At 61.5% G+C, this 19,012-nt stretch carries 21 protein-coding genes and 1 CRISPR repeat array; of the genes, 1 reads left to right on the top strand and 20 read right to left on the bottom strand.

What is annotated here, in order from left to right; translation table 11 throughout:
- Nucleotides 1–20: 20 nt before the first annotated feature.
- The 13 genes from J4862_RS07260 to J4862_RS07320 all read right to left on the bottom strand — a co-directional run bounded on the left by J4862_RS07260 (nucleotide 21) and on the right by J4862_RS07320 (nucleotide 13,680).
- Nucleotides 21–215, bottom strand: coding sequence for a hypothetical protein (locus J4862_RS07260; RefSeq protein WP_211788452.1), 195 nt, complete (start codon nucleotides 213–215; stop codon nucleotides 21–23).
- 6 nt (nucleotides 216–221) lie between these two features.
- A complete protein-coding gene (gene hemB / locus J4862_RS07265) occupies nucleotides 222–1,205 on the bottom strand; it encodes a porphobilinogen synthase (RefSeq protein WP_211788453.1) in 984 nt (327 codons plus the stop codon).
- A gap of 21 nt (nucleotides 1,206–1,226) precedes the next feature.
- Nucleotides 1,227–1,949 (bottom strand): helix-hairpin-helix domain-containing protein, encoded by a 723-nt coding sequence (locus tag J4862_RS07270; RefSeq protein ID WP_211788454.1) that lies wholly within the window; start codon nucleotides 1,947–1,949, stop codon nucleotides 1,227–1,229.
- A gap of 12 nt (nucleotides 1,950–1,961) precedes the next feature.
- Nucleotides 1,962–2,642, bottom strand: coding sequence for an ABC transporter ATP-binding protein (locus tag J4862_RS07275; RefSeq protein ID WP_211788455.1), 681 nt, complete (start codon nucleotides 2,640–2,642; stop codon nucleotides 1,962–1,964).
- The gene (locus tag J4862_RS07280) at nucleotides 2,623–3,387 is read right to left on the bottom strand and encodes a ThiF family adenylyltransferase (RefSeq protein WP_211788456.1); all 765 of its coding nucleotides are present in this window, start codon (nucleotides 3,385–3,387) and stop codon (nucleotides 2,623–2,625) included. Before J4862_RS07280 ends, J4862_RS07275 begins: the two co-directional genes overlap by 20 nt.
- Before the next feature lie 8 nt (nucleotides 3,388–3,395).
- Nucleotides 3,396–4,520, bottom strand: coding sequence for an endolytic transglycosylase MltG (mltG, locus tag J4862_RS07285; protein WP_211788457.1), 1,125 nt, complete (start codon nucleotides 4,518–4,520; stop codon nucleotides 3,396–3,398).
- A gap of 27 nt (nucleotides 4,521–4,547) precedes the next feature.
- A complete protein-coding gene (locus J4862_RS07290) occupies nucleotides 4,548–5,687 on the bottom strand; it encodes a DUF4369 domain-containing protein (RefSeq protein WP_211788458.1) in 1,140 nt (379 codons plus the stop codon).
- Nucleotides 5,688–5,709: 22 nt separating this feature from the next.
- A complete protein-coding gene (gene dusB / locus J4862_RS07295; RefSeq protein WP_211788459.1) occupies nucleotides 5,710–6,717 on the bottom strand; it encodes a tRNA dihydrouridine synthase DusB in 1,008 nt (335 codons plus the stop codon).
- Nucleotides 6,714–8,411, bottom strand: coding sequence for a SulP family inorganic anion transporter (locus J4862_RS07300; protein WP_211788460.1), 1,698 nt, complete (start codon nucleotides 8,409–8,411; stop codon nucleotides 6,714–6,716). Before J4862_RS07300 ends, dusB begins: the two co-directional genes overlap by 4 nt.
- Before the next feature lie 516 nt (nucleotides 8,412–8,927).
- Nucleotides 8,928–10,436: direct repeats of the CRISPR family, unit length 47 nt; unit sequence GTTGGATTGCAACTGCGAAGGTACATAAACGGGAAGCCAATCACAAC.
- Between the two features lie 304 nt (nucleotides 10,437–10,740).
- On the bottom strand, nucleotides 10,741–11,124 hold the full coding sequence (locus tag J4862_RS07305) for a DUF1573 domain-containing protein (protein ID WP_211788461.1): 384 nt from the start codon (nucleotides 11,122–11,124) through the stop codon (nucleotides 10,741–10,743).
- Nucleotides 11,125–11,209: 85 nt separating this feature from the next.
- On the bottom strand, nucleotides 11,210–12,403 hold the full coding sequence (gene obgE, locus J4862_RS07310) for a GTPase ObgE (RefSeq protein WP_211788462.1): 1,194 nt from the start codon (nucleotides 12,401–12,403) through the stop codon (nucleotides 11,210–11,212).
- Between the two features lie 153 nt (nucleotides 12,404–12,556).
- Entirely contained in the window at nucleotides 12,557–13,129 is a 573-nt protein-coding gene (locus J4862_RS07315) for an adenylate kinase (RefSeq protein WP_211788463.1), read from the bottom strand.
- A gap of 14 nt (nucleotides 13,130–13,143) precedes the next feature.
- Entirely contained in the window at nucleotides 13,144–13,680 is a 537-nt protein-coding gene (locus tag J4862_RS07320) for a phosphoribosyltransferase (RefSeq protein WP_211788464.1), read from the bottom strand.
- Nucleotides 13,681–13,745: 65 nt separating this feature from the next.
- On the opposite strand from J4862_RS07320, the gene J4862_RS07325 reads away from it, so the two are divergent.
- Nucleotides 13,746–13,886: a hypothetical protein gene (locus J4862_RS07325; RefSeq protein ID WP_211788465.1), complete on the top strand. Its 141-nt coding sequence runs from the start codon at nucleotides 13,746–13,748 to the stop codon at nucleotides 13,884–13,886.
- 182 nt (nucleotides 13,887–14,068) lie between these two features.
- Here J4862_RS07325 and J4862_RS07330 read toward each other — a convergent pair whose 3' ends face one another.
- The 7 genes from J4862_RS07330 to rpmB all read right to left on the bottom strand — a co-directional run bounded on the left by J4862_RS07330 (nucleotide 14,069) and on the right by rpmB (nucleotide 18,362).
- Nucleotides 14,069–14,482: a DUF2752 domain-containing protein gene (locus J4862_RS07330; protein ID WP_211788466.1), complete on the bottom strand. Its 414-nt coding sequence runs from the start codon at nucleotides 14,480–14,482 to the stop codon at nucleotides 14,069–14,071.
- A 20-nt stretch (nucleotides 14,483–14,502) separates the two neighbouring features.
- Complete coding sequence (locus tag J4862_RS07335; protein ID WP_211788467.1) at nucleotides 14,503–14,850, bottom strand: TM2 domain-containing protein; 348 nt, start codon at nucleotides 14,848–14,850, stop codon at nucleotides 14,503–14,505.
- 97 nt (nucleotides 14,851–14,947) lie between these two features.
- Nucleotides 14,948–16,093 (bottom strand): metallophosphoesterase, encoded by a 1,146-nt coding sequence (locus J4862_RS07340; protein ID WP_211788468.1) that lies wholly within the window; start codon nucleotides 16,091–16,093, stop codon nucleotides 14,948–14,950.
- 46 nt (nucleotides 16,094–16,139) lie between these two features.
- On the bottom strand, nucleotides 16,140–17,531 hold the full coding sequence (locus tag J4862_RS07345) for an MATE family efflux transporter (protein ID WP_211788469.1): 1,392 nt from the start codon (nucleotides 17,529–17,531) through the stop codon (nucleotides 16,140–16,142).
- Between the two features lie 209 nt (nucleotides 17,532–17,740).
- Nucleotides 17,741–17,890, bottom strand: coding sequence for a DUF4295 domain-containing protein (locus J4862_RS07350; protein WP_211788470.1), 150 nt, complete (start codon nucleotides 17,888–17,890; stop codon nucleotides 17,741–17,743).
- An 18-nt stretch (nucleotides 17,891–17,908) separates the two neighbouring features.
- The gene (gene rpmG, locus J4862_RS07355; protein ID WP_211788471.1) at nucleotides 17,909–18,097 is read right to left on the bottom strand and encodes a 50S ribosomal protein L33; all 189 of its coding nucleotides are present in this window, start codon (nucleotides 18,095–18,097) and stop codon (nucleotides 17,909–17,911) included.
- A 13-nt stretch (nucleotides 18,098–18,110) separates the two neighbouring features.
- A complete protein-coding gene (gene rpmB, locus J4862_RS07360) occupies nucleotides 18,111–18,362 on the bottom strand; it encodes a 50S ribosomal protein L28 (RefSeq protein WP_211788472.1) in 252 nt (83 codons plus the stop codon).
- Nucleotides 18,363–19,012: the final 650 nt, after the last annotated feature.

Consider the following 19,012-nt stretch of genomic DNA (forward strand, 5'->3'; position numbering starts at 1 on the left):
TGCACGATAGGGAAGCTGGACTAGCGACGCGAGTGGCGCTGGCGCCAGCTCTTGATGATTGGGTAGAAGACGAAGACGGCCGAGAGCAGCAGCGTGAGCAGCGTCGGTCCGTCTAGCCGCCCGCCGCGCATCCACAGCGTATAGCCTACAAGGCTCAGCCACAGCAGCGCGAAGAGCAGCATCTGCCGCGTGGTCAGCGGTCGTCGGTAGGCCATAGCACGCTAGTACTTAGCCTCACGCAGCAGCGCGGCTGCCTCGCGGGCGAAGTAAGTGAGGATGAGGTCGGCGCCCGCACGCTTGATCGACAGCAGGCTCTCCATCATGATGCGCTCGCGATCGATCCAGCCGTTCATCCCCGCAGCCTGGATCATGGCGTACTCACCGCTCACCTGATAGGCTGCCAGCGGCAGGTCGTAGCGATCGCGCGCCCAGCGGATGACGTCGAGGTAGGGCATGGCGGGCTTGACCATGACGATATCCGCCCCCTCGGCGATATCGCTCTCGATCTCGCGCATGGCCTCACGGATATTGGCGGGGTCCATCTGGTAGCTGCGTCGGTCACCGAAGGCAGGGGCGGAGTCAGCAGCGTCACGGAAGGGGCCGTAGAAGGCGGAGCTGAACTTCGCTGCGTAGGACATGATGGGCAGCTGCTCGTAGCCCTCGCGGTCGAGGGCCTCACGCATGGCGGCGATACGCCCGTCCATCATATCCGAGGGGGCGACCATGTCCACCCCAGCGCGGGCGAAGGAGAGGGCCTGACGGCAGAGGTAGGGTAGCGTGGCATCGTTGTCCACCGTGTAGTGCTCGTGCAGGATGCCGCAGTGCCCGTGGTCGGTGTACTCGCACATGCAGATATCGGCGATGACGACGAGCTCAGGCAGGGCGGCCTTCAGCGCACGGATGCCCTGCTGGACGATGCCGTGGTCGCTGTAGGCTTCGCTACCCGTCTCGTCCTTGTGCTCAGGGATGCCGAAGAGCATGACGGAGAGGACACCGAGGCGGTAGAGCTCCGTACACTCCTTCACCAGTTCGTCCACCGAGAGGCGGTACTGTCCAGGCATGGTGGAGATCTCCTCACGGATGCCCGTGCCGTGCACGACGAAGAGGGGGGCGATGAAGTCGGAGGGGCTGAGCGTCGTCTCACGGACGAGGCTACGCAGCTGAGGGGTCATACGCATACGGCGTAGACGTGTCGTAGGGTACATAAGCTAGCTTATAGGATGTGATCAATGTGCTGAGTGAAGGCTGTCGGGGAAGTAAGGCGCCAGGCGGATACTATCCTCGCGACTGAAGGCAGGGCTCTGACGCAGGTGACGCCAGCTGAGGCGACGCCCCTCTCGCAGCACCCCGAGGCGCAGGCCCTGCAGCTGCGCGCGGTTGAGGTAGGGATGCCAAGGCAGCGAGTCGGCTCGCAGCGCGGAGAGCGGATGCTGGCGCGGCGGCGTACGGACGGCGAACCATGGCCGCAGCTGGACGAAGCGGTCGGCATCCATCCCATAGACCTCCTGCAGCTGCAGCACCGTATAGTAGCCCCCGAGGCGGCTACGAAGGGAGAGGATGCGGTGGGCGAAGGCTGGGCCTATGCCTGGGACGCGCAGCAGCGTCAGCGAGTCCACGGCGTTGAGGTCCAGCGAGACGTAGTGCTGATACTTAGCTACGGTGCGCTCCGTCCCCGAGGGCGGGCCCACATAGTCGGGGCTCGTCACCAGGCGCTGGGCGGAGTCCCTCCGCTCGGGCGCCGAGTATACCCCCTTCCGCAGCTCGGGAGTGGGCGCGGAGGCTGTAGTGCTATCGCTTGAGGGGGAGGGGGCGAGCGCTGCGACCGCCCCTGGGCTAGGGCTGCGGTACTGCGTCCAGGCGTAAAGCGCGAGGGCCGAGCTTAGGACGATGACCAGCAGCATGAGGACGATACGCTCTGCCTTACCTATGGGATGGTCGCCCTGTCGCATGTCGGTCTCTGGCTATAGGCTATCGCGGCGCAGCTCCTGCTCGATGCGTCCATCCCGAAGGACGATCATGCGGTCGGCACGCGCGGCGAACTCGGAGTCGTGGGTGACGATGACGAAGGTCTGCCCCAGCTGGGCACGCAGGTCGAAGAAGAGCTGGTGTAGGCTCTCCTTATTGGCCGTGTCGAGGCTGCCCGAGGGCTCATCGGCGAAGATGACGGCGGGCTCATTGACCAGCGCACGTGCTACGGCGATACGCTGGCTCTCGCCGCCCGAGAGTTCGCTGGGCTTATGCCCCGCCCGCTCGGCGAGGCCGAGACGGCTGAGCAGCTCGAGGGCACGCGCCTTGGCCTCAGAGCGCGAGCGCCCCAGCAGTAGCGCGGGGATCATGACGTTCTCCAGGGCGGTGAACTCAGGCAGCAGCTGATGCGACTGGAAGATGAAGCCGAGGCTACGGCAGCGGAGCTCGGCCAGTCGGCGCTCGCTGAGCTGGGCGACCTCCTCGCCCTCGATACGCAGCGAGGCCCCGGGCTCGGCCTGCTCCAGCGTCCCGAGGATCTGCAGTAGGGTCGTCTTGCCCGCGCCACTAGCGCCGACGATGGAGATGATCTCGCCCGCCTCGACGCTGAGGTCAACGCCCTTGAGCACCTCGAGCGAGCCGAAGTGCTTGTGTATGTTAGTTGCCTGTAGGAGCATGCTGCGGGGGGATAGCGGATGAGGCGTGGATATGCTGCAGCACATAGGCCGCCAGCTGGCAGCCGAAAAGGGCCGGCATATAGGAGATGGTGCCCGCGGTGGAGCGCTTGCAGCGCTCGCCCTCGATCTCCAGCACGGCCGACTCATCGGGCAGCTCGCTAGAGAAGACGACGGGCACGCCGCGGCTGATGCCCAGCTTACGGAGGCGCTTGCGGAGGGCACGGGCCAGCGTGCAGTTGTAGCTGTGCGCTAGGTCCGCCTGATGGATCTTGGAGGGATCGCTCTTCGCCCCCGCCCCCATGGAGGAGACGATGGGCAGCCCGCGCTCCCGCGCCAGGGCGATGAGGTAGACCTTGGGGGAGAGGGAGTCGATGGCATCGACGACGAAGTCATAGCGATGGCGGTCGAGGAGCTCGACCATGTTCTCATCCTTGAGGAAGTCCTCGATGACCTCCAGCTCGACCTCGGGGTTGATGTCCCGGAGGCGCTCGGCGAGCACGCGGGCCTTAGGCTCGCCGATGCAGCTATGCGTGGCGATGAGCTGGCGGTTGATATTGGAGGGCTGTATCGTGTCGGCGTCGACGATGGTGAGGCGACCGATGCCGCCACGCACGAGGAGCTCGCTGGCGTAGCCGCCGACGCCCCCCAGCCCCACGACGAGGACATGGCAGGCAGCGAGCTCGTCCACACGCTCATCCCCGAGCAGCAGTCGCGTGCGCTCCGTCCAGGCTTTGGCTTGACTCATCGAGGGACTTAGTTGATGCCGCGCTTATTGAGCTCCTGCTGGTAGAGCTTGGCGTTGACCAGATGCTCGCTGAAGCGTGCGGCGAAGCGGTGGTAGCCCGAGAAGTCCTCGCGGGCACACATGTAGAGGTAGTCGTGCGCCTCGGCCGCCAGCACGCTGTCGATGGTCGCCGTGTGGGGCAGCACGATGGGCGCAGGCGGGAGGCCTACGACGCGGTAGGTGTTGTAGGGCGACTCGATGGCTAGGTGCTCACCCTTAATGCGCTTGAGAGCGAAGTTGCCCGTGGCATACTTCACTGTCGGGTCGGACTGTAACTTTATGCCCTGACGGAGGCGATTGAGGTAGAGGCCTGCGATGCGGCTATACTCGTCGCGCTTGGCTGACTCGCTCTCCACGATGGAGGCCAGCGTCGTCACCTGCAGCGGAGTGAGCCCCAGGCGCTGGGCAGCCTCATTGCGCGCACCGCGCCAGAAGCGCTGGTAGCCGCTGTGGATGCTATCCAGCAACTCCTTCCCCGTAGCCGTCCAGCGCAGCGTGAGCGGCTGACGCATCAGCTGGGCACGCAGCGTCTCGCGGGTCATGCCATAGCGGGAGAGGAGCGCAGGGTCACTGAAGGCAGCCTCCAGACTGTCGCGCTTGACCCAGAGCTGGGCGGCAAAGAAATCGAGAATCTCGGCATTGGTACGCAGCGCCCCCGGCTGGAGCACAAGGGGCACATCCGCACCGTGCTGCAGCTCGTCGATGACCCCAGCCATATTCATATCGCGCGTGATGGCATAGCGTCCAGGGCGCAGCGGCTCGGAGCTCAGGCCTCGGTAGTCCGCCAGCCAGCCGAAGAAGCGGGGGTAGCGCAGCCAGAGCTTGGACTGCAGCTGCTGTCTGAGCTCGGGGTACTTCGCCCCTGGAGCTACGAGGATGTAGGTCGTATCGGCCTCAGGGCGTCCTGCAGGTGCCGTATAGAGGTAGCCCCCCGCACCCAGCCCTAGGAGGACGAAGAGCAGGACAAGGAGCAAGAGGTAGCGTCCCCAGGGACGGCGGCGACGCCCGTAGCTGGAGCGGTGCCCGCGGTACTTGGAGGGCAGGAGGCGACGCCCGTTGATGCGCTGATAGTGCGCGACAGAGTTCTTTGACATGGGAGGGAGGGCTCGGGGAGGTGAGTATTAGCGGTAGAAGGCACTCGGCGAACTGAGGCGCTGCAGGTCCCCGCCGCGGATGGCGTAGAAGGAGGGCAGGTGCTGCACATTGTACAGACCAAGGCTACGCCCCTCGGCATCGTGGACAGTCGTCCAGGGGAGGGTGCGCGTGGCGTTCTTCCAGAAGTAGCTATCGGCATCCACCGAGACCTCGTAGATACGCAACTCGGGGTGCGCCTGCTGGAGCTGGCGCAGCTCTGCCACGAGCTCGGGCGACCAAGGCTCGGCGTAGGAGGTGAAGCTGACGAGCGTAGGGCCCTGAGCCGCGAGCTCCTTGAGCGAGACCTTGCGCCCCGTGCGGTCGGGATAGCTGAGCTCGGGATAGGCGACGACCTCAGGCTGCTGAGGCAGCTCGTAGTCTGGCTCATCGATCACGCAGCTGCCACGCTTGATAGCTCGCGCCTGGAGGGCAGCCTTTTTGAGCAGGGCCGCATAGGGAGCCTCGGGATAGAAGGTATCGTAGGCCGTAGCTACGGCAGCGAAGGCCGCGGCATCGTCTGGATTGAGCGGGGAGAAGTAGCTGCCCGACCCAATGGTCTGCAGCAGCGCAAAGCAGGCTGCAGGGCTCTTGGGGTCGGCGTAGATGAAGCGCTCGGTGAGCTGCTTCTTGAGCGCCGCGATGAGCTCTGAGCTACGAGCACGCGCCGAGTCGGCATTGAGCCTATTCGCCCAGGCCTCCTGCACGATGGGCTCAAGCTGACGGCTGGTAGCCGTACTGAGGCGACAGACCTCCTGGATCTGCTTATTGTAGTCCTCGGGCGAAGTGATACGGTAGCTGTCGAAGAGGCGCGCTCCCTCGGCTGTGATGCTGAAGCGACGTGCCGAGTCCGCCGCGAAGGGGATATGCTGCTCCCCGAGGCGCAGGCGGTAGAGCATCGGGTAGCTGTGCCCCTCACTGCGGAAGGAGAAGTGCCCCTGCTTATCAAGGCGCACCGAGTCAATGAGGCGAGGCTCCTCAGAGATCGTCTCCTCGAGGTAGAGCATCTGGTTGGCAGCGCCGCTGATGGTACCCTCGGCGATGAAGTCGCTCGACTTGCGGCCCGAGCAGCTGGCTATAAGGCAGAGGGCTAGCGTCAGCCCCAGTAGTCGTCCTATTCTCTTGGTCATGTGTCTATGATCGTGTGTGTCCTTATTCTGTCCAGTAGTCCCCAGTGGCAAGCAGCAGCTCCTCGGCACGTGCGATCTCGGCAAAGAGCGTCTCGCGGGTCGTGGCCTGCAGCATGGCGATGCGCACGGGGCGGAAGTGGTCTATGCCCTTGAAGATGGGGCTGGCGGCGATGTGGCGGCGGCTGTGGAGGATTCCGCGGCGCTCATCGAGCTTAGCGATATTGTTATCCACCAGCTGACGCAGCACCTCGACGTAGTAGCTCTTGGCACGCATCGGCAGCTGCTCGCCCGTCGTGAGGTAGTGGCGCATCTGCTCGAAGATCCAAGGCTGCCCGATGGTCGCACGGCCTACCATGACGGCATCCACGCCGTAGGTATCGAAGGCGCGACGAGCCTCTTCGCCCGCCGTGATATCGCCGTTGCCAATGATGGGGATATGCATGCGGGGATTGTTCTTCACCGCCCCGATGAGCGTCCAGTCGGCCTGCCCCGTGTACATCTGGGCACGGGTACGGCCATGGATGGTAAGCGCCTGGATGCCGCAGTCCTGCAGTGCCTCCGCCAGCTCGACGATGATTCGACTGTCGTGGTCCCAGCCGAGGCGTGTCTTGACCGTCACGGGGATCTTCACCGCCTTGACGATCTCACGTACGATCTCCAGCATGAGGGCAGGGCAACGAAGCATCCCGCTCCCAGCGCCCTTACCCGCTACCCGCTTGACGGGACAGCCGAAATTGAGGTCCAAGAGGTCGGGGCCTGCAGCCTCGGCGATGCGTGCCGCCTCCACCATGGGGGCGACCTCACGCCCGTAGATCTGGATGGCTACGGGGCGCTCCTCGGGGTCAATGACTAGCTTGCGCGTCGTGCCCGCCACTTGACGGATGAGGGCATCGGCGCTGAGGAACTCGGTATAGACAAGGTCAGCGCCGAAGCGGCGACACATCAGCCGAAAGGCGGCATCCGTCACGTCCTCCATCGGAGCCAGCAGTAGCGGCTCCCGTCCTAGCTCTAGGCTCTGTCCTATCTTCATCCCTTCTTTCCTTCTACTATATATACTGAGGCCACCTCTAGTGCCCGATGGATATCCGGACAAATATAAGTATCTCCGATGAGATCTGCTAGCCCCGTGGCACGCAGCGTACTATGGACGCGCTCGTTGACCCCCGAGAGGATGAGGCGCGTGCCGCTACGCTTCGAGGTCGCGACGAGGATCCCGAGGTTGCGCACCGCCGTCGAGTCCATGAAGGGCACCGAGCGCATACGTAGGATACGCACGGGTGGAGCGGCCTGCGTCACCGACGTCACTTCCTCGAAGCGATTGGCAATGCCGAAGAAGAAGGGCCCCTCGATCTCGTAGACCTCTACCCCTTCGGGCAGCGTGAGGCGCTCGCTCTTGCCCTGATGTCCGTCATCCCCCGAGGCATGCAGCTCGAGCTCGCCGCGCGAGACGAGGATACGCGTGCTCTCGACCATGCGCTGCATGAAGAGCAGCATCGCTAGCAGCAGCCCCAGCTCGATGGCGATCGTCAGGTCGAAGATCACCGTCAGCAGGAAGGTCACCACCAGCACCGCCACATCGCTCTTCGGCCCGCGCAGCGAAGCGCGCACAGAGCGCCAGCCACTCATATTATAGGATATGACCACCAGCACCCCTGCCAGCACCGCCATAGGAATATAGGCCATCAGCGGCATGAGGAAGAGGAAGGTCACAAGGAGTACCACGGCGTGCGTCATCCCCGCGATGGGGCTGCGCCCGCCGTTGTTGATGTTGGTCATCGTGCGGGCAATGGCTCCCGTGACGGGGATCCCACCGACGAAGGGCACGATGATATTGGCCACACCCTGCGCCACGAGCTCCGTATTGGAGCGGTGGCGCTCCCCGATAACCCCATCAGCGACGCTAGCGGAAAGGAGCGACTCGATGGCGCCAAGCAGCGCGATGGTGAAGGCGGGTGAGATGAGGCGCTCCACCAGCTCCCAGCTCAGCTCAGGGGCGACGAGCGGAGGCAGACTCGTGGAGATCTGATAGCGGTCGCCTATGGTCACCAGCTCGGTGATGCCGCAGTAGGTCTTCAGCACATAGCCAAGGATCGTCATCACGACGATCGCGACCAGCGAACCCGGAATGACCTTCGTCAGCCGTGGCGTCAGCTGGATGATCGCGATGCTCCCTAGGCCTACGGCGAGCGTCAGCCAATGGGTCTGTCCGAGGCTCGAGAGCAGGACGCCCCACTTGGGGACGAACTCCTTAGGCAGGCTCGTGAGGCCGAGGCCGAAGAGGTCATTGATCTGCGTGGTGAAGATCGTCACCGCAATCCCTGCCGTGAAGCCTAGGATGATGGGATAGGGGATGAACTTAATCAGCGTCCCCAGCCTAAGCAGTCCCATCAGCACGAGAAGGATCCCTGCCATCAGGGTCGCCACGAGCAGCCCGCTCATGCCGTACTCGGTGATGATCCCGAGCACGATGACGATGAAGGCGCCCGTCGGCCCCCCGATCTGCACCGAGCTACCGCCTAGGGCGGAGACCACGAAGCCCCCGATTACAGCCGTAATCAGCCCCACCTCCGGGGAGACGCCACTGGCGATGGCGAAGGCGATAGCCATAGGTAGGGCAACAATCCCTACGATTAGTCCTGCCAGGAGGTCGCTCGTCAGCATCCCCCGACTGTAGCCCTTGAGGCTATCCAGCAGCATAGGTCGTACAGAGAATCCTAGCTTCATCTACTTCCGTCTATATATGATCATGAGGACTACAAAGATACGAAGAGCAGGGCGCATCACCCAGCCCTAGCCTCAGCCCGCCGTCAGGACTCTCTCCCCAAGTACAAGCACGAAGGCAAGGAGGCTACCACACCTCACACGGAGTCTTCTCCTTACACACTCCCTCCAAGGCTTGCACGTATCAGGGGGCATCGCCTATACCACACTCAAGCTACGGCAGACGGAAGGTCAACGGGCTTCGGCAAAAGGCTCCATGGTATCCTGCATGCCCTGCTAGGCTCCAAGTAAGGTCCTAGCCGACCTCCCCGTCTCCCACCAGAACAGCCCTTGGGCGCAAAAAATGAGCCCATACACGAAAAAGCCAGTGGTCACCCACTGGCTTTTTCTTTCTTCGCATCCCTTAATAAGTAGCTGTCCCCAATAGACTTACAGAGGTCGCGTTGGATTGCAACTGCGAAGGTACATAAACGGGAAGCCAATCACAACAGTACGTGCCATCAGCGTTGAAGGTCGCATGTTGGATTGCAACTGCGAAGGTACATAAACGGGAAGCCAATCACAACTGGTCGGTCGTACCTTCTGGGTAGCTGTACGTTGGATTGCAACTGCGAAGGTACATAAACGGGAAGCCAATCACAACTGCCCGAATGCGTCAGTATGCACAGCATCGGTTGGATTGCAACTGCGAAGGTACATAAACGGGAAGCCAATCACAACAGCATGAAGCATTCTATACTCTTTGACTTCGTTGGATTGCAACTGCGAAGGTACATAAACGGGAAGCCAATCACAACTGCATCTCAGCCCTCCTCTTCGCTCTCTCCGTTGGATTGCAACTGCGAAGGTACATAAACGGGAAGCCAATCACAACGACCTTGACGATGGCGAGATTGGCGGGCGCGTTGGATTGCAACTGCGAAGGTACATAAACGGGAAGCCAATCACAACGCGTCCTTGTAGATGTCATCCATGATAAGCGTTGGATTGCAACTGCGAAGGTACATAAACGGGAAGCCAATCACAACCAGAACGATCCTCGCCCGAGCTGCCTCACGGTTGGATTGCAACTGCGAAGGTACATAAACGGGAAGCCAATCACAACAGTAGGTCGCTCGCTTTCAGCGTGGTGTTCGTTGGATTGCAACTGCGAAGGTACATAAACGGGAAGCCAATCACAACCTCGTTAACAAACAGGACGTCTCGCTTGCGGTTGGATTGCAACTGCGAAGGTACATAAACAGGAAGCCAATCACAACCCCAGGAAGTACGAGTCTTCCGAGGCCTATGTTGGATTGCAACTGCGAAGGTACATAAACGGGAAGCCAATCACAACGCTGACCATCCTTGCCTACCTAGTGCAGAGTTGGATTGCAACTGCGAAGGTACATAAACGGGAAGCCAATCACAACAAGTAGATTCGTTTGACCGATAGGGACGGGGTTGGATTGCAACTGCGAAGGTACATAAACGGGAAGCCAATCACAACGTCAAGTCTGCATCTATTGAGTTTAAGGGGGTTGGATTGCAACTGCGAAGGTACATAAACGGGAAGCCAATCACAACCGCTGTGAAAGCCTTTCGCCACAGCGTTAGGTTGGATTGCAACTGCGAAGGTACATAAACGGGAAGCCAATCACAACCCTTATGCGTCGATTACAGGCTCTCCGATGGTTGGATTGCAACTGCGAAGGTACATAAACGGGAAGCCAATCACAACAGCTTGCGGATAATCGATTCCCTTGTCTTTGTTGGATTGCAACTGCGAAGGTACATAAACGGGAAGCCAATCACAACCGATGAAACTTGCTGATAGTGACTTCTTCAGTTGGATTGCAACTGCGAAGGTACATAAACGGGAAGCCAATCACAACGATTCGGATGGCATCCTTAGCAGACCCAAGGTTGGATTGCAACTGCGAAGGTACATAAACGGGAAGCCAATCACAACAGCGGTCGCGAGTACGAGTGGCGCAACATCGTTGGATTGCAACTGCGAAGGTACATAAACGGGAAGCCAATCACAACTGACCTGAGGCGGCGTATCCTCTGAAATAAGTTGGATTGCAACTGCGAAGGCACATAAATGGGAGGCAATCACCACCTAGACCTTGGCGAGCGCGGAACGGGGAGGCCGAGGAGGGGTACGAGGGAGAGAGGCGGCAGGGACACAAGGACCGCCCCCGCGGAGCGGCTGCTAGGCAGCGGCGCTTCGCGGGGGCGTTCGTCGTTAGGGATGCTGAGGCAAGGGAGACGCCTCGACCCTGAGGGAGAGGCTATGTGGCCTCAGCAGAAGGCTGAGGCGACGGAGCCTCACGGGGCGGCGAGGGGCTTACTTCACCTCGCCCTTGATGCGGAGGGTGAAGCCGCCGTCCTTGCCGTTGCTGTAGACGGCGATATTCTTGTAGAAGGGGCCGGGGCGGCCTGCGGGGTTGTAGGTCACGACGACCTTGCCCTCCTTGCCTGGGGCGATGGGCTCGCGGGTATGCTCGGGCGTGGTGCAGGAGCAGGGTGTGGAGACGCGCGTGATGATCAGCGGGGCGTCGCCGATATTTTTGATGATAAAGGTATGCGAGACCTTACCATTAGCCTCCAGGATCGTGCCGAAGTCGAACTCCGTCACGGGCGCCGAGATGACTGCCCCCTTGGTAGCCTGAGCTAGGGCAATCCCCACGAAGAGCAGGAGCGCACTGAGGATAAAAGCAAAACGTTTCATAATCTATCATTATTAGGTGTTCACAGCCGTCCCCCATTAAAGGGGAGGGCTAGCAAAGGTAAGTAAATAACGCCTAGCGGGCAAGCTAGCGTATCTCTGAGTCCTCGGCCTCGGGCAGCTCGTCCCAGTCGAACTCCAGCTCCTCGCCTTCGTCCCACTCCTCGTCCCACTCGTCCTCTTCGTCCAGCTCGGGCAGCTCCTCATCCTCGTCCTCCCAGCTGAGGCTGGTGACGTCGATGGTCTGCTGGATAAGGCTCTCGGGGCGGTGCTTGGTCTCACGATTGAGCTCCTGCCACAGCAGGTCCTTGAGCTCGGTGAGGCCCATGTGTGCTGCCGAGGAGATGAAGACGATGGGCAGATCTGCGTCCAGCTCCTTGTGGAGCTCGTCCAGCAGCCAGCCCTGGATCTCCTCGTCGATGAGGTCGCACTTGGTGATGGCCAGCACCTTGCGCTTCTCCACCAGCTCGCGGTTGTACTTGACCAGCTCCCCGAGCAGCAGGCGATACTCGTCGGCGATGCGCTCGGTGTCGGCGGGGATCATGAAGAGCAGGAGGGCATTGCGCTCGATGTGACGAAGGAAGCGCAGCCCTAGGCCACGCCCCTCAGCTGCGCCCTCGATGATCCCTGGGATGTCGGCCATGACGAAGGAGCGATCGTCACGGTAGCGCACCATGCCGAGGTTGGGCTCGAGCGTGGTGAAGGGATAGTTGGCGATCTTGGGCTTGGCAGCCGTCAGGACGGAGAGCAGCGTAGACTTCCCAGCGTTGGGCAGGCCTACGAGGCCGACGTCCGCCAGCATCTTGAGCTGGAGGATGATGGTACGCTCGCGGGCGGGCTCGCCAGGCTGTGCGTAGCGGGGTGCCTGGTTGGTGGCTGTCTTGAAGAAGGTATTACCCTTCCCGCCGCGACCACCCTTGAGGAGCAGCTCGGTCTGTCCGTTGCGGTTGAGGTCGGTGATGAACTCGCCCGTCTCAGCATCGTAGACCGCCGTACCCACGGGCACCTCGATGACCTGATCCACTCCGTCGGCACCCGAGGAGCGCTTGCCGCTGCCGGGGGCACCGCTGGTAGCGATGACGTGGCGCTGGTAGCGGAGGTGCAGCAGCGTCCAATAGTTCTCATTGGCACGCAGGTAGATGTCACCACCGCGACCGCCGTCGCCGCCATCGGGGCCACCCTTGGGGATGTACTTCTCGCGTCGGAAGTGCGTCGAGCCGCGACCGCCCTTACCGGAGCGGCAGTAGATCTTGACGTAGTCTACGAAATTTGATTCTGCCATAGTCGGCTATACATTGATAATAAGGAAAGGCGGACATCCGAGGCGTAGCCCCCTCGGGAGCGAGGACGACTACTCTTCGGATGCCGCGCCTTGTCCTCCAACCGTAGTGGTCTGGTCCCTCCCCGCTCGGGGGAAGGGCCGAGATGAGGGGGCTTAGCCTAGTGCGTCGATCACCGCAGCGATGCGCGCTGTGATGTCGCTGATGGCACCACTGCCTGCGATGGCGTGGTGCACGCCCTTCTGGGCGTAGTACTGGGCGATGGGCGCCGTCTGCGCGTGGTAGACCTCGAGGCGCTTCTTGATCGTCTCCAGGTTGTCATCGCTACGACCGCTCTCCTGGCCGCGCTTGAGGAGGCGCTCTACGAGCTCGTCCTCAGCGACCTGCAGGTCGAGGACGGCGTGCACGGCCGTAGCGTGCTTCGCCAGCAGCGCATCCAGCGCCTCGGCCTGAGGCACGGTGCGGGGGAAGCCGTCGAAGATAAGGCCCTTCTTGGGCTGGCGCTCCTGGAGCACCTTCTCGATCATGTCGATGATGAGGCTGTCGGGGACGAGCTGCCCAGCGTCGATATAGCTCTTGGCAGCCTTCCCTAGTTCGCTCTCGGCCTTGATCTCAGCGCGGAGGATGTCGCCCGTGGAGAGGTGGTCGAAGCCATACTGAGCGATGAGCACCTCGCTCTGCGTTCCCTTACCAGAGCCTGGGGCTCCGAAGATCACTAAATTCAGCATCGTGGGTATGATGTTTAGTCTTTGAGTTGGTAAATGTCCTTGTACATGCGGCCGTACTCATCGTAGTCGAGGCCGTGGCCGAGGATGAACTTATTCTCGATGTCCATGGCTACGTAGTCGGTGTCGACGTCGCAGCTGACCGCCTCGGGCTTGCGGAGCATGGCGGCGATATGGACCTCGGCGGCGCCCTGCTCGAGGAAGAGCTTCTTGAGGCAATACACCGTATAGCCGGTGTCGATGAGGTCCTCAACGATGACGACGACGCGCCCCTTGAGCTCCTGAGTGACGGGCATCAGCTCCTTGAGCCGACCCGTGCTCTGCGTGCCCTCGTAGCTCTTGTAGCGTGCGAAGGCGACCTCCCACTCCTCGTCGATGGTGTACATCAGCTCGGAGGCAAACATGAAGGAGCCGTTCATGATGCAGACGAAGAGGGGATCACGACCCTTGAAGTCATTCTTTAGGCGCAGCCCTAGCTCTCTGACGGCAGCACTGACCTGCTCGCCCGTCAGATAGGGCTCGAAGGTGCGACCATGAAGTACTACTTCTTTCATCTTTGTAGCGTTACTATTCTATACGGTCTATTACGAAGATACCTTACTAAGAAGCCACAAAGATAATGCTATTCCCTGAGACACAGCCCCAGGCACTCCATGCGGCCTCCAGCGCAGGCGGAGCAGCCCTCCCTCCCCTACCCTGGTGCGGCCTCACCCCTACGCCAGCCAAGGCCAAGCAGCGGTCTGGTGCGGCAGCAGCCTGAGTCCAGCGCCGCGAGGGATATCAGTCAGCGAGCTGAGGGACGTCCGTCAGCGCCGTGAGGGATAGCAGTCGGCGCGCTGAGGGATATCCATCAGCGACCTGCGGGTAAGGGCAGAAGTGCGGGAGGAGCGGCGCGGGGGCTTCGGTCAAGGCTAAGCCGCAGGAGAGGCGCACGGGTACGAGCTAGAGCCCGTAGCAGTTGCGTAGGACGACCCAGCCCAGGGTCAGGAGCGCCAGCAGGAGGAGTGTCGCGGGATGACGCAGCAGGCGCGCCAGCCGCGGCCAGCGCTCCCCATAGTGCGGCAAGGCTAGGTAGAGCAGCCCTAGGGGGAGCATGATAAGGAGGAAGTAGTTATAATGTAGGGCTTCGCCCAGCCGTCCCCCGAGGAGGGCATGCAGCGCACGCTGCGTCCCGCAGCCTGGGCAGCGCACGCCCGTCCAGCGATAGATCTGGCAGCTGGGGAAGTAGCCCAGCGCGGGGTCTACTAGGGCGTAAAGCAGGAGCAGCAGCCCTAGGCCTAGAAGCCAATAGTCCCTAGCCCACCGCCTGAGGCGTGTGAGATAGGGACTAAGTCGTAGGGCAGGCCGGCGCCGCATGATGCGTCTCGGAGCGCCTACTAGGAGAGGATGGAGAAGTACTGTGCGATGGTCTCGAAGTTCTTCTGGCGGGCCTTATCCTGGATCTGGAACCAGTCTATGACGGTCCAGATCCCGCAGCCACCAGCGGTGATGAGCTTGAGCGCGCCCATCGGGATATCCCCCAGCAGGAAGCGATCGATGCCGAGGTAGCCGCCGAAGATCGAGACGAGGAGCATGACGGTAGGATCCATCAGCTCGACTCCATTGATCGAGTGAAACTGCTCATCCGTCAGCTGCATGAGGCGCTCACGGATGTAGGGTAGGTGTTCGGCGGCGAAATACTTCTGCTTCATGACAAGGTAAAGGTCCACCATTTGCTTGTCCATAATCTCTCTGATACTTATGTGAATGAATGCTTGGGGCTAAGGAGCCCTAGCACAAAGATAGGGCTATTGGGCGAGGGTACAGCGAGCTCGCAGCGCGCTACCACCAGAGGTCGTAGACGACGATCTCGCTGCGCGTACCGATGCGGTAGGTAGCCCCCGCCGAACCGATCCCCTGCGAGATATAGAGCTCACGCTCGCCCTCACGGCGCAGGCCCGAGGCCATGCCGACGCGCGCCCAGACCAGCAGCTGCCCCGGCCAGATCTGCCCGCCGTGCGTATGCCCGCAGAGCATGAGGTCCATGGGATAGAGGCTGAGGCTGTCGATGGACTTCGGCGTGTGCTCCATGAGGATCGTGGGGAGGCTGCTGGGTGCGCCCGCGAAGAAGGACTCCAGCGGACGGCGCTCCTCGTTGACCGCATCGTCGCGGCCGATGAGCCTGAGGCTATCCCCGCGAGGGCTGACGATGAGGGCAGTGCTGTCGCGCAGGAGCGTGGCACCCGTCTCCGCCACGTAGCGGATATTGGCCATCGTATCGGCGCGGTACTCATGGTTGCCCAGCACATAGTAGGCACCGCTGGGGGCGCCGGCGTGGAGGCGCCGCATCAGCTTCATCACCCGCGGGTCATAGGCGTACTCGCTGAGGTGGTCGATGAAGTCCCCGCCCGAGAGGATGACGTCGGGGTGCTGGGCGAGGATGAGGTCTACGGCGCGGCCTACGTAGTCGGGGGTCATCGCCTCGCCGATATGTAGGTCAGAGAAGAAGACCAGCCTCATGCGCTGGCGCGGCTCAGCCCCCGCGGGCGTCAGCCGCGAGAGTACCAGGCGGCGATGCACTACCTGCGGGTAGCGGACATTGTGATGTCCGACGACCATGAGGCCGAAGAAGAGCAGGACGAGCCCTGCGAAAAGGCCCTGCTTGAGCCACCTCTGCCCTCGCAGCCCCAGGCGCCCATAGCAGCCCCAGTAGCGCGCGTCGAGGCGCCGCAGCCCATTGATCAGGAAGACCGCAGCCGCGACATAGAGCGTGGAGAAGAAGATGTAGACCATCCCATTCATCACGGCGCTCATCCAGTCCGCCTGGAAGAGGCGATGCGTCGCCAGACACAGGAAGAAGAGGACGAAGATCGTCGCCAGTAGTCCCCAGTAGAGGCGGCGTGCCCGCGCCCCGAGGGCTTGACCTCCGCGCCAGCCCAGATAGGGGAAGAGGAAGAGGCAGCAGAGTACGGAATAGAGGTAGACCATAGGAGTAGTGATGCTTAGCGCCGAGGCCAGCCAGCGCGCCTGGGGCCTAGCGCCCTTCGCCGAACTGACGGTCGAAGATGCGGAACTGGTAGTACATCAGCGCCATCCCCAGTACCCCGGAGCAGATGTCGGAGAAGGGCAGCGCCAGCCACACGCCCGTACTCCCCCAGAGTCGGGGGAAGAGTAGGAGCGCAGGGATGAGGAAGAGCGTCTGACGCGAGATACTCAGCAGGAGTGCCTTCCCCCCGAAGCCGATGCTCTGGAAGAACTGCGTGGCCGTCACCTGGAAGCCCACGAAGGCGAAGCCATAGAGGCAGAGGCGCAGCGCATGCACTGAGGCCTCGATCATCTCAGGCGAACTGGTGAAGAGCGAGGAGATAAGCCCTGGCGCCACCACGGCCGAGAGCGTCATCAGCAGCCCTATACCGAGATTGGTCGCCGAGCAGATCTGGAAGGTCTGCCGCACACGAGGCAGGGCACGCGCCCCGTAGTTGAAGCCCACGATGGGCTGCATCCCCTGAGCGATACCCACCATGAACATGAAGCCTACCAGCGCGGCGCTATTGATGATCCCATAGGCGCCCACAGCGCGGTCGGCCATCAGCGGGCTCTCGGCGTAGTCGGCCAGTGTCTTATTGATCAGGAAGGCCACACCGCTGCTGAGGAGCTGCAGGAAGAAGGGCGACATCCCGATCGAGAGGATAGAGCTGATCTGCTGCCAGGAGAAGCGCAGATTGCGGCGGCGGAAGTGCACCTCACTATCGGCGCTCAGGAAGTGGTGCATCACGAAGGCCATAGACACCGCCATAGCGATGACCGTAGCCCAGGCGGCACCCTCGATCCCCCAGCCAAAGCCGTAGATGAAAAGCGCGTCGAGGAGGGTATTCAGCACCGCTCCGATGAGCATCGTCACCATGGCCTTGTAGGGATAGCCCGAGGCACGCATGACGGCATTGAAGCTAAAGCTGAGGGTGGAGAAGATGTTCCCCGGGATGATGATCTTGAGGTAGTCGTAGGCGAAGGGGAGCGTCCTATCGTTCGCCCCGAGGAGGCGCAGCAGGTCCTCCAGCCAGATCATCACGGGGATGATGGTCGCCAGCTGCGTGACGAGCGTCAGCAGGAGGCTATTCCCCAGGATGCGCTCAGCCTCGTCATGCCGCCCCTCACCGAGCAGGATGGACACGCGGGAGGAGGCGCCCACGCCGATGAGCATGCCCCAGGCCTGCATGAAGATGATGATGGGGAAGGTCAGCGCGAGGCCCGTGATGGCGAATTCGCTGACGCCCTGACCGATGAAGACGCGGTCTACGACGCTGTAGAGGGCGTTGACCATCGTCCCCACGACGGCGGGGATACCATAGTGGAGGAGGAGGCTAGGGATGCGCTCGTGGGCAAGGCGCTCCGTGCGCTCGGTATGAGGGGTGGCTGTAGCCGACATATCGGGAGGGGATGTGGGAGGTGCGGAGGGATCGAGGGGATACGGGTGATACCCCTACCGAGCGCGCTCAGGCGCGGTACTGGGTAGGAGGGCTAGGGAGCTACACAGAAGAGGCTGCCCGCAGTATGGGACAGCCTCTTCTAGGGTAGCTATACACACAGCATAGGCCTTTGAGGGACTAAGGTCTGTGTGGGAGGGGGAATGTCGGCTTAGGAGAAGAACTCCTTGACAGCTTCGTTGGGTACCATCTCTTCCTGGAAGACGTAAGCGCCCGTCTTAGGGGACTTGACCATCTTGATTACCTTAGAGTAGGTACGGCCGTCAGCCTTCTTGAACGATGCGACTGCTTTCTTTGCCATTGTCTTATCTCCTTATCCTTACTTGATTTCCTTGTGAACAGTCATGCGCTTGAGGATGGGATTGTACTTCTTCAGCTCGAGACGCTCTGTCGTGTTCTTTCTGTTCTTGGTCGTGATGTAGCGGGACGTACCGGGTAGACCGCTTTCCTTGTGTTCGGTGCACTCGAGGATGACCTGCACTCTGTTGCCCTTAGCTTTCTTTGCCATGTCGTTTATCTCCCTACTTTACTTTGATTTCACTTAGATAGCCCTTATCTGCAGCCTGACGGATAGCAGCATCGAGACCGATCTTGTTGATGATGCGGAGCCCAGCGGCCGAGACCTTGAGGGCGACCCAGCATCCTTCTTCTGGCCAGAAGAACTTCTTGGTAAACAGGTTGACATCAAAGCGGCGCTTCGTCTTGCGGTTGGAGTGCGAGACGTTGTTGCCGACCATGGCCTTCTTGCCTGTAATCTGACAAATCTTTGACATTACTCTTTATATTTAGTTTGTTTGGTTCAAACGCTTGGGCGACTTCGGGACCGATCCTCACGGACACAGGACCCTACAATCGGTTTGCAAAGTAAGTAAAAAAAACGCACTTCAGCAAATGAATACAGCTCTGCCCAGTGCCTAGGCGCACTCTACCCTCGGACGAAGGTGCGACAGAGCGTAGACGGACGGCCCTTCCCGTCTAGCTTTAGCCTAAGGAGGAGGCTTGGGCGAAGCGCTCGGAGCGCCTCTTCGATGACTCGCGACACCCCTCCCCTAGCCCAGCCGCCCTCCCCTCGCGCTCGGGCAATAGAGCTAGCTGGAGCGCGGTCGGCAAGCCTCCCCAAGGCCTCGCCCCAAGCCCCTCGTGCTCAGCTAGGCCAAGGGCCGCGGCGCCTCGTGCTAAGGGTAGGAGCCCGTGAGGGCTATCCGTCAGCGGGCTGAGGGACGGCAGTGAGCGGCGTCACAGCTATCCCTCAAAGCACTGAAGGATATCCCTCAGCAAGGCAAGTGCAGGCGACGAGCGCGCTGGCCCTCCCCCCGAGTAAGCGCTGGGAGCCCTCCACCGAGCCATCGTCCAGGAGGGGCAGGGTGCGGCCGAAGTAAGGAGAAGAGAAAAAGGCGCAAAGGCTAGGATACAGGGAACTAAG

The organism is Porphyromonas sp. oral taxon 275 (assembly GCF_018127745.1).
Taxonomy (GTDB): domain Bacteria; phylum Bacteroidota; class Bacteroidia; order Bacteroidales; family Porphyromonadaceae; genus Porphyromonas.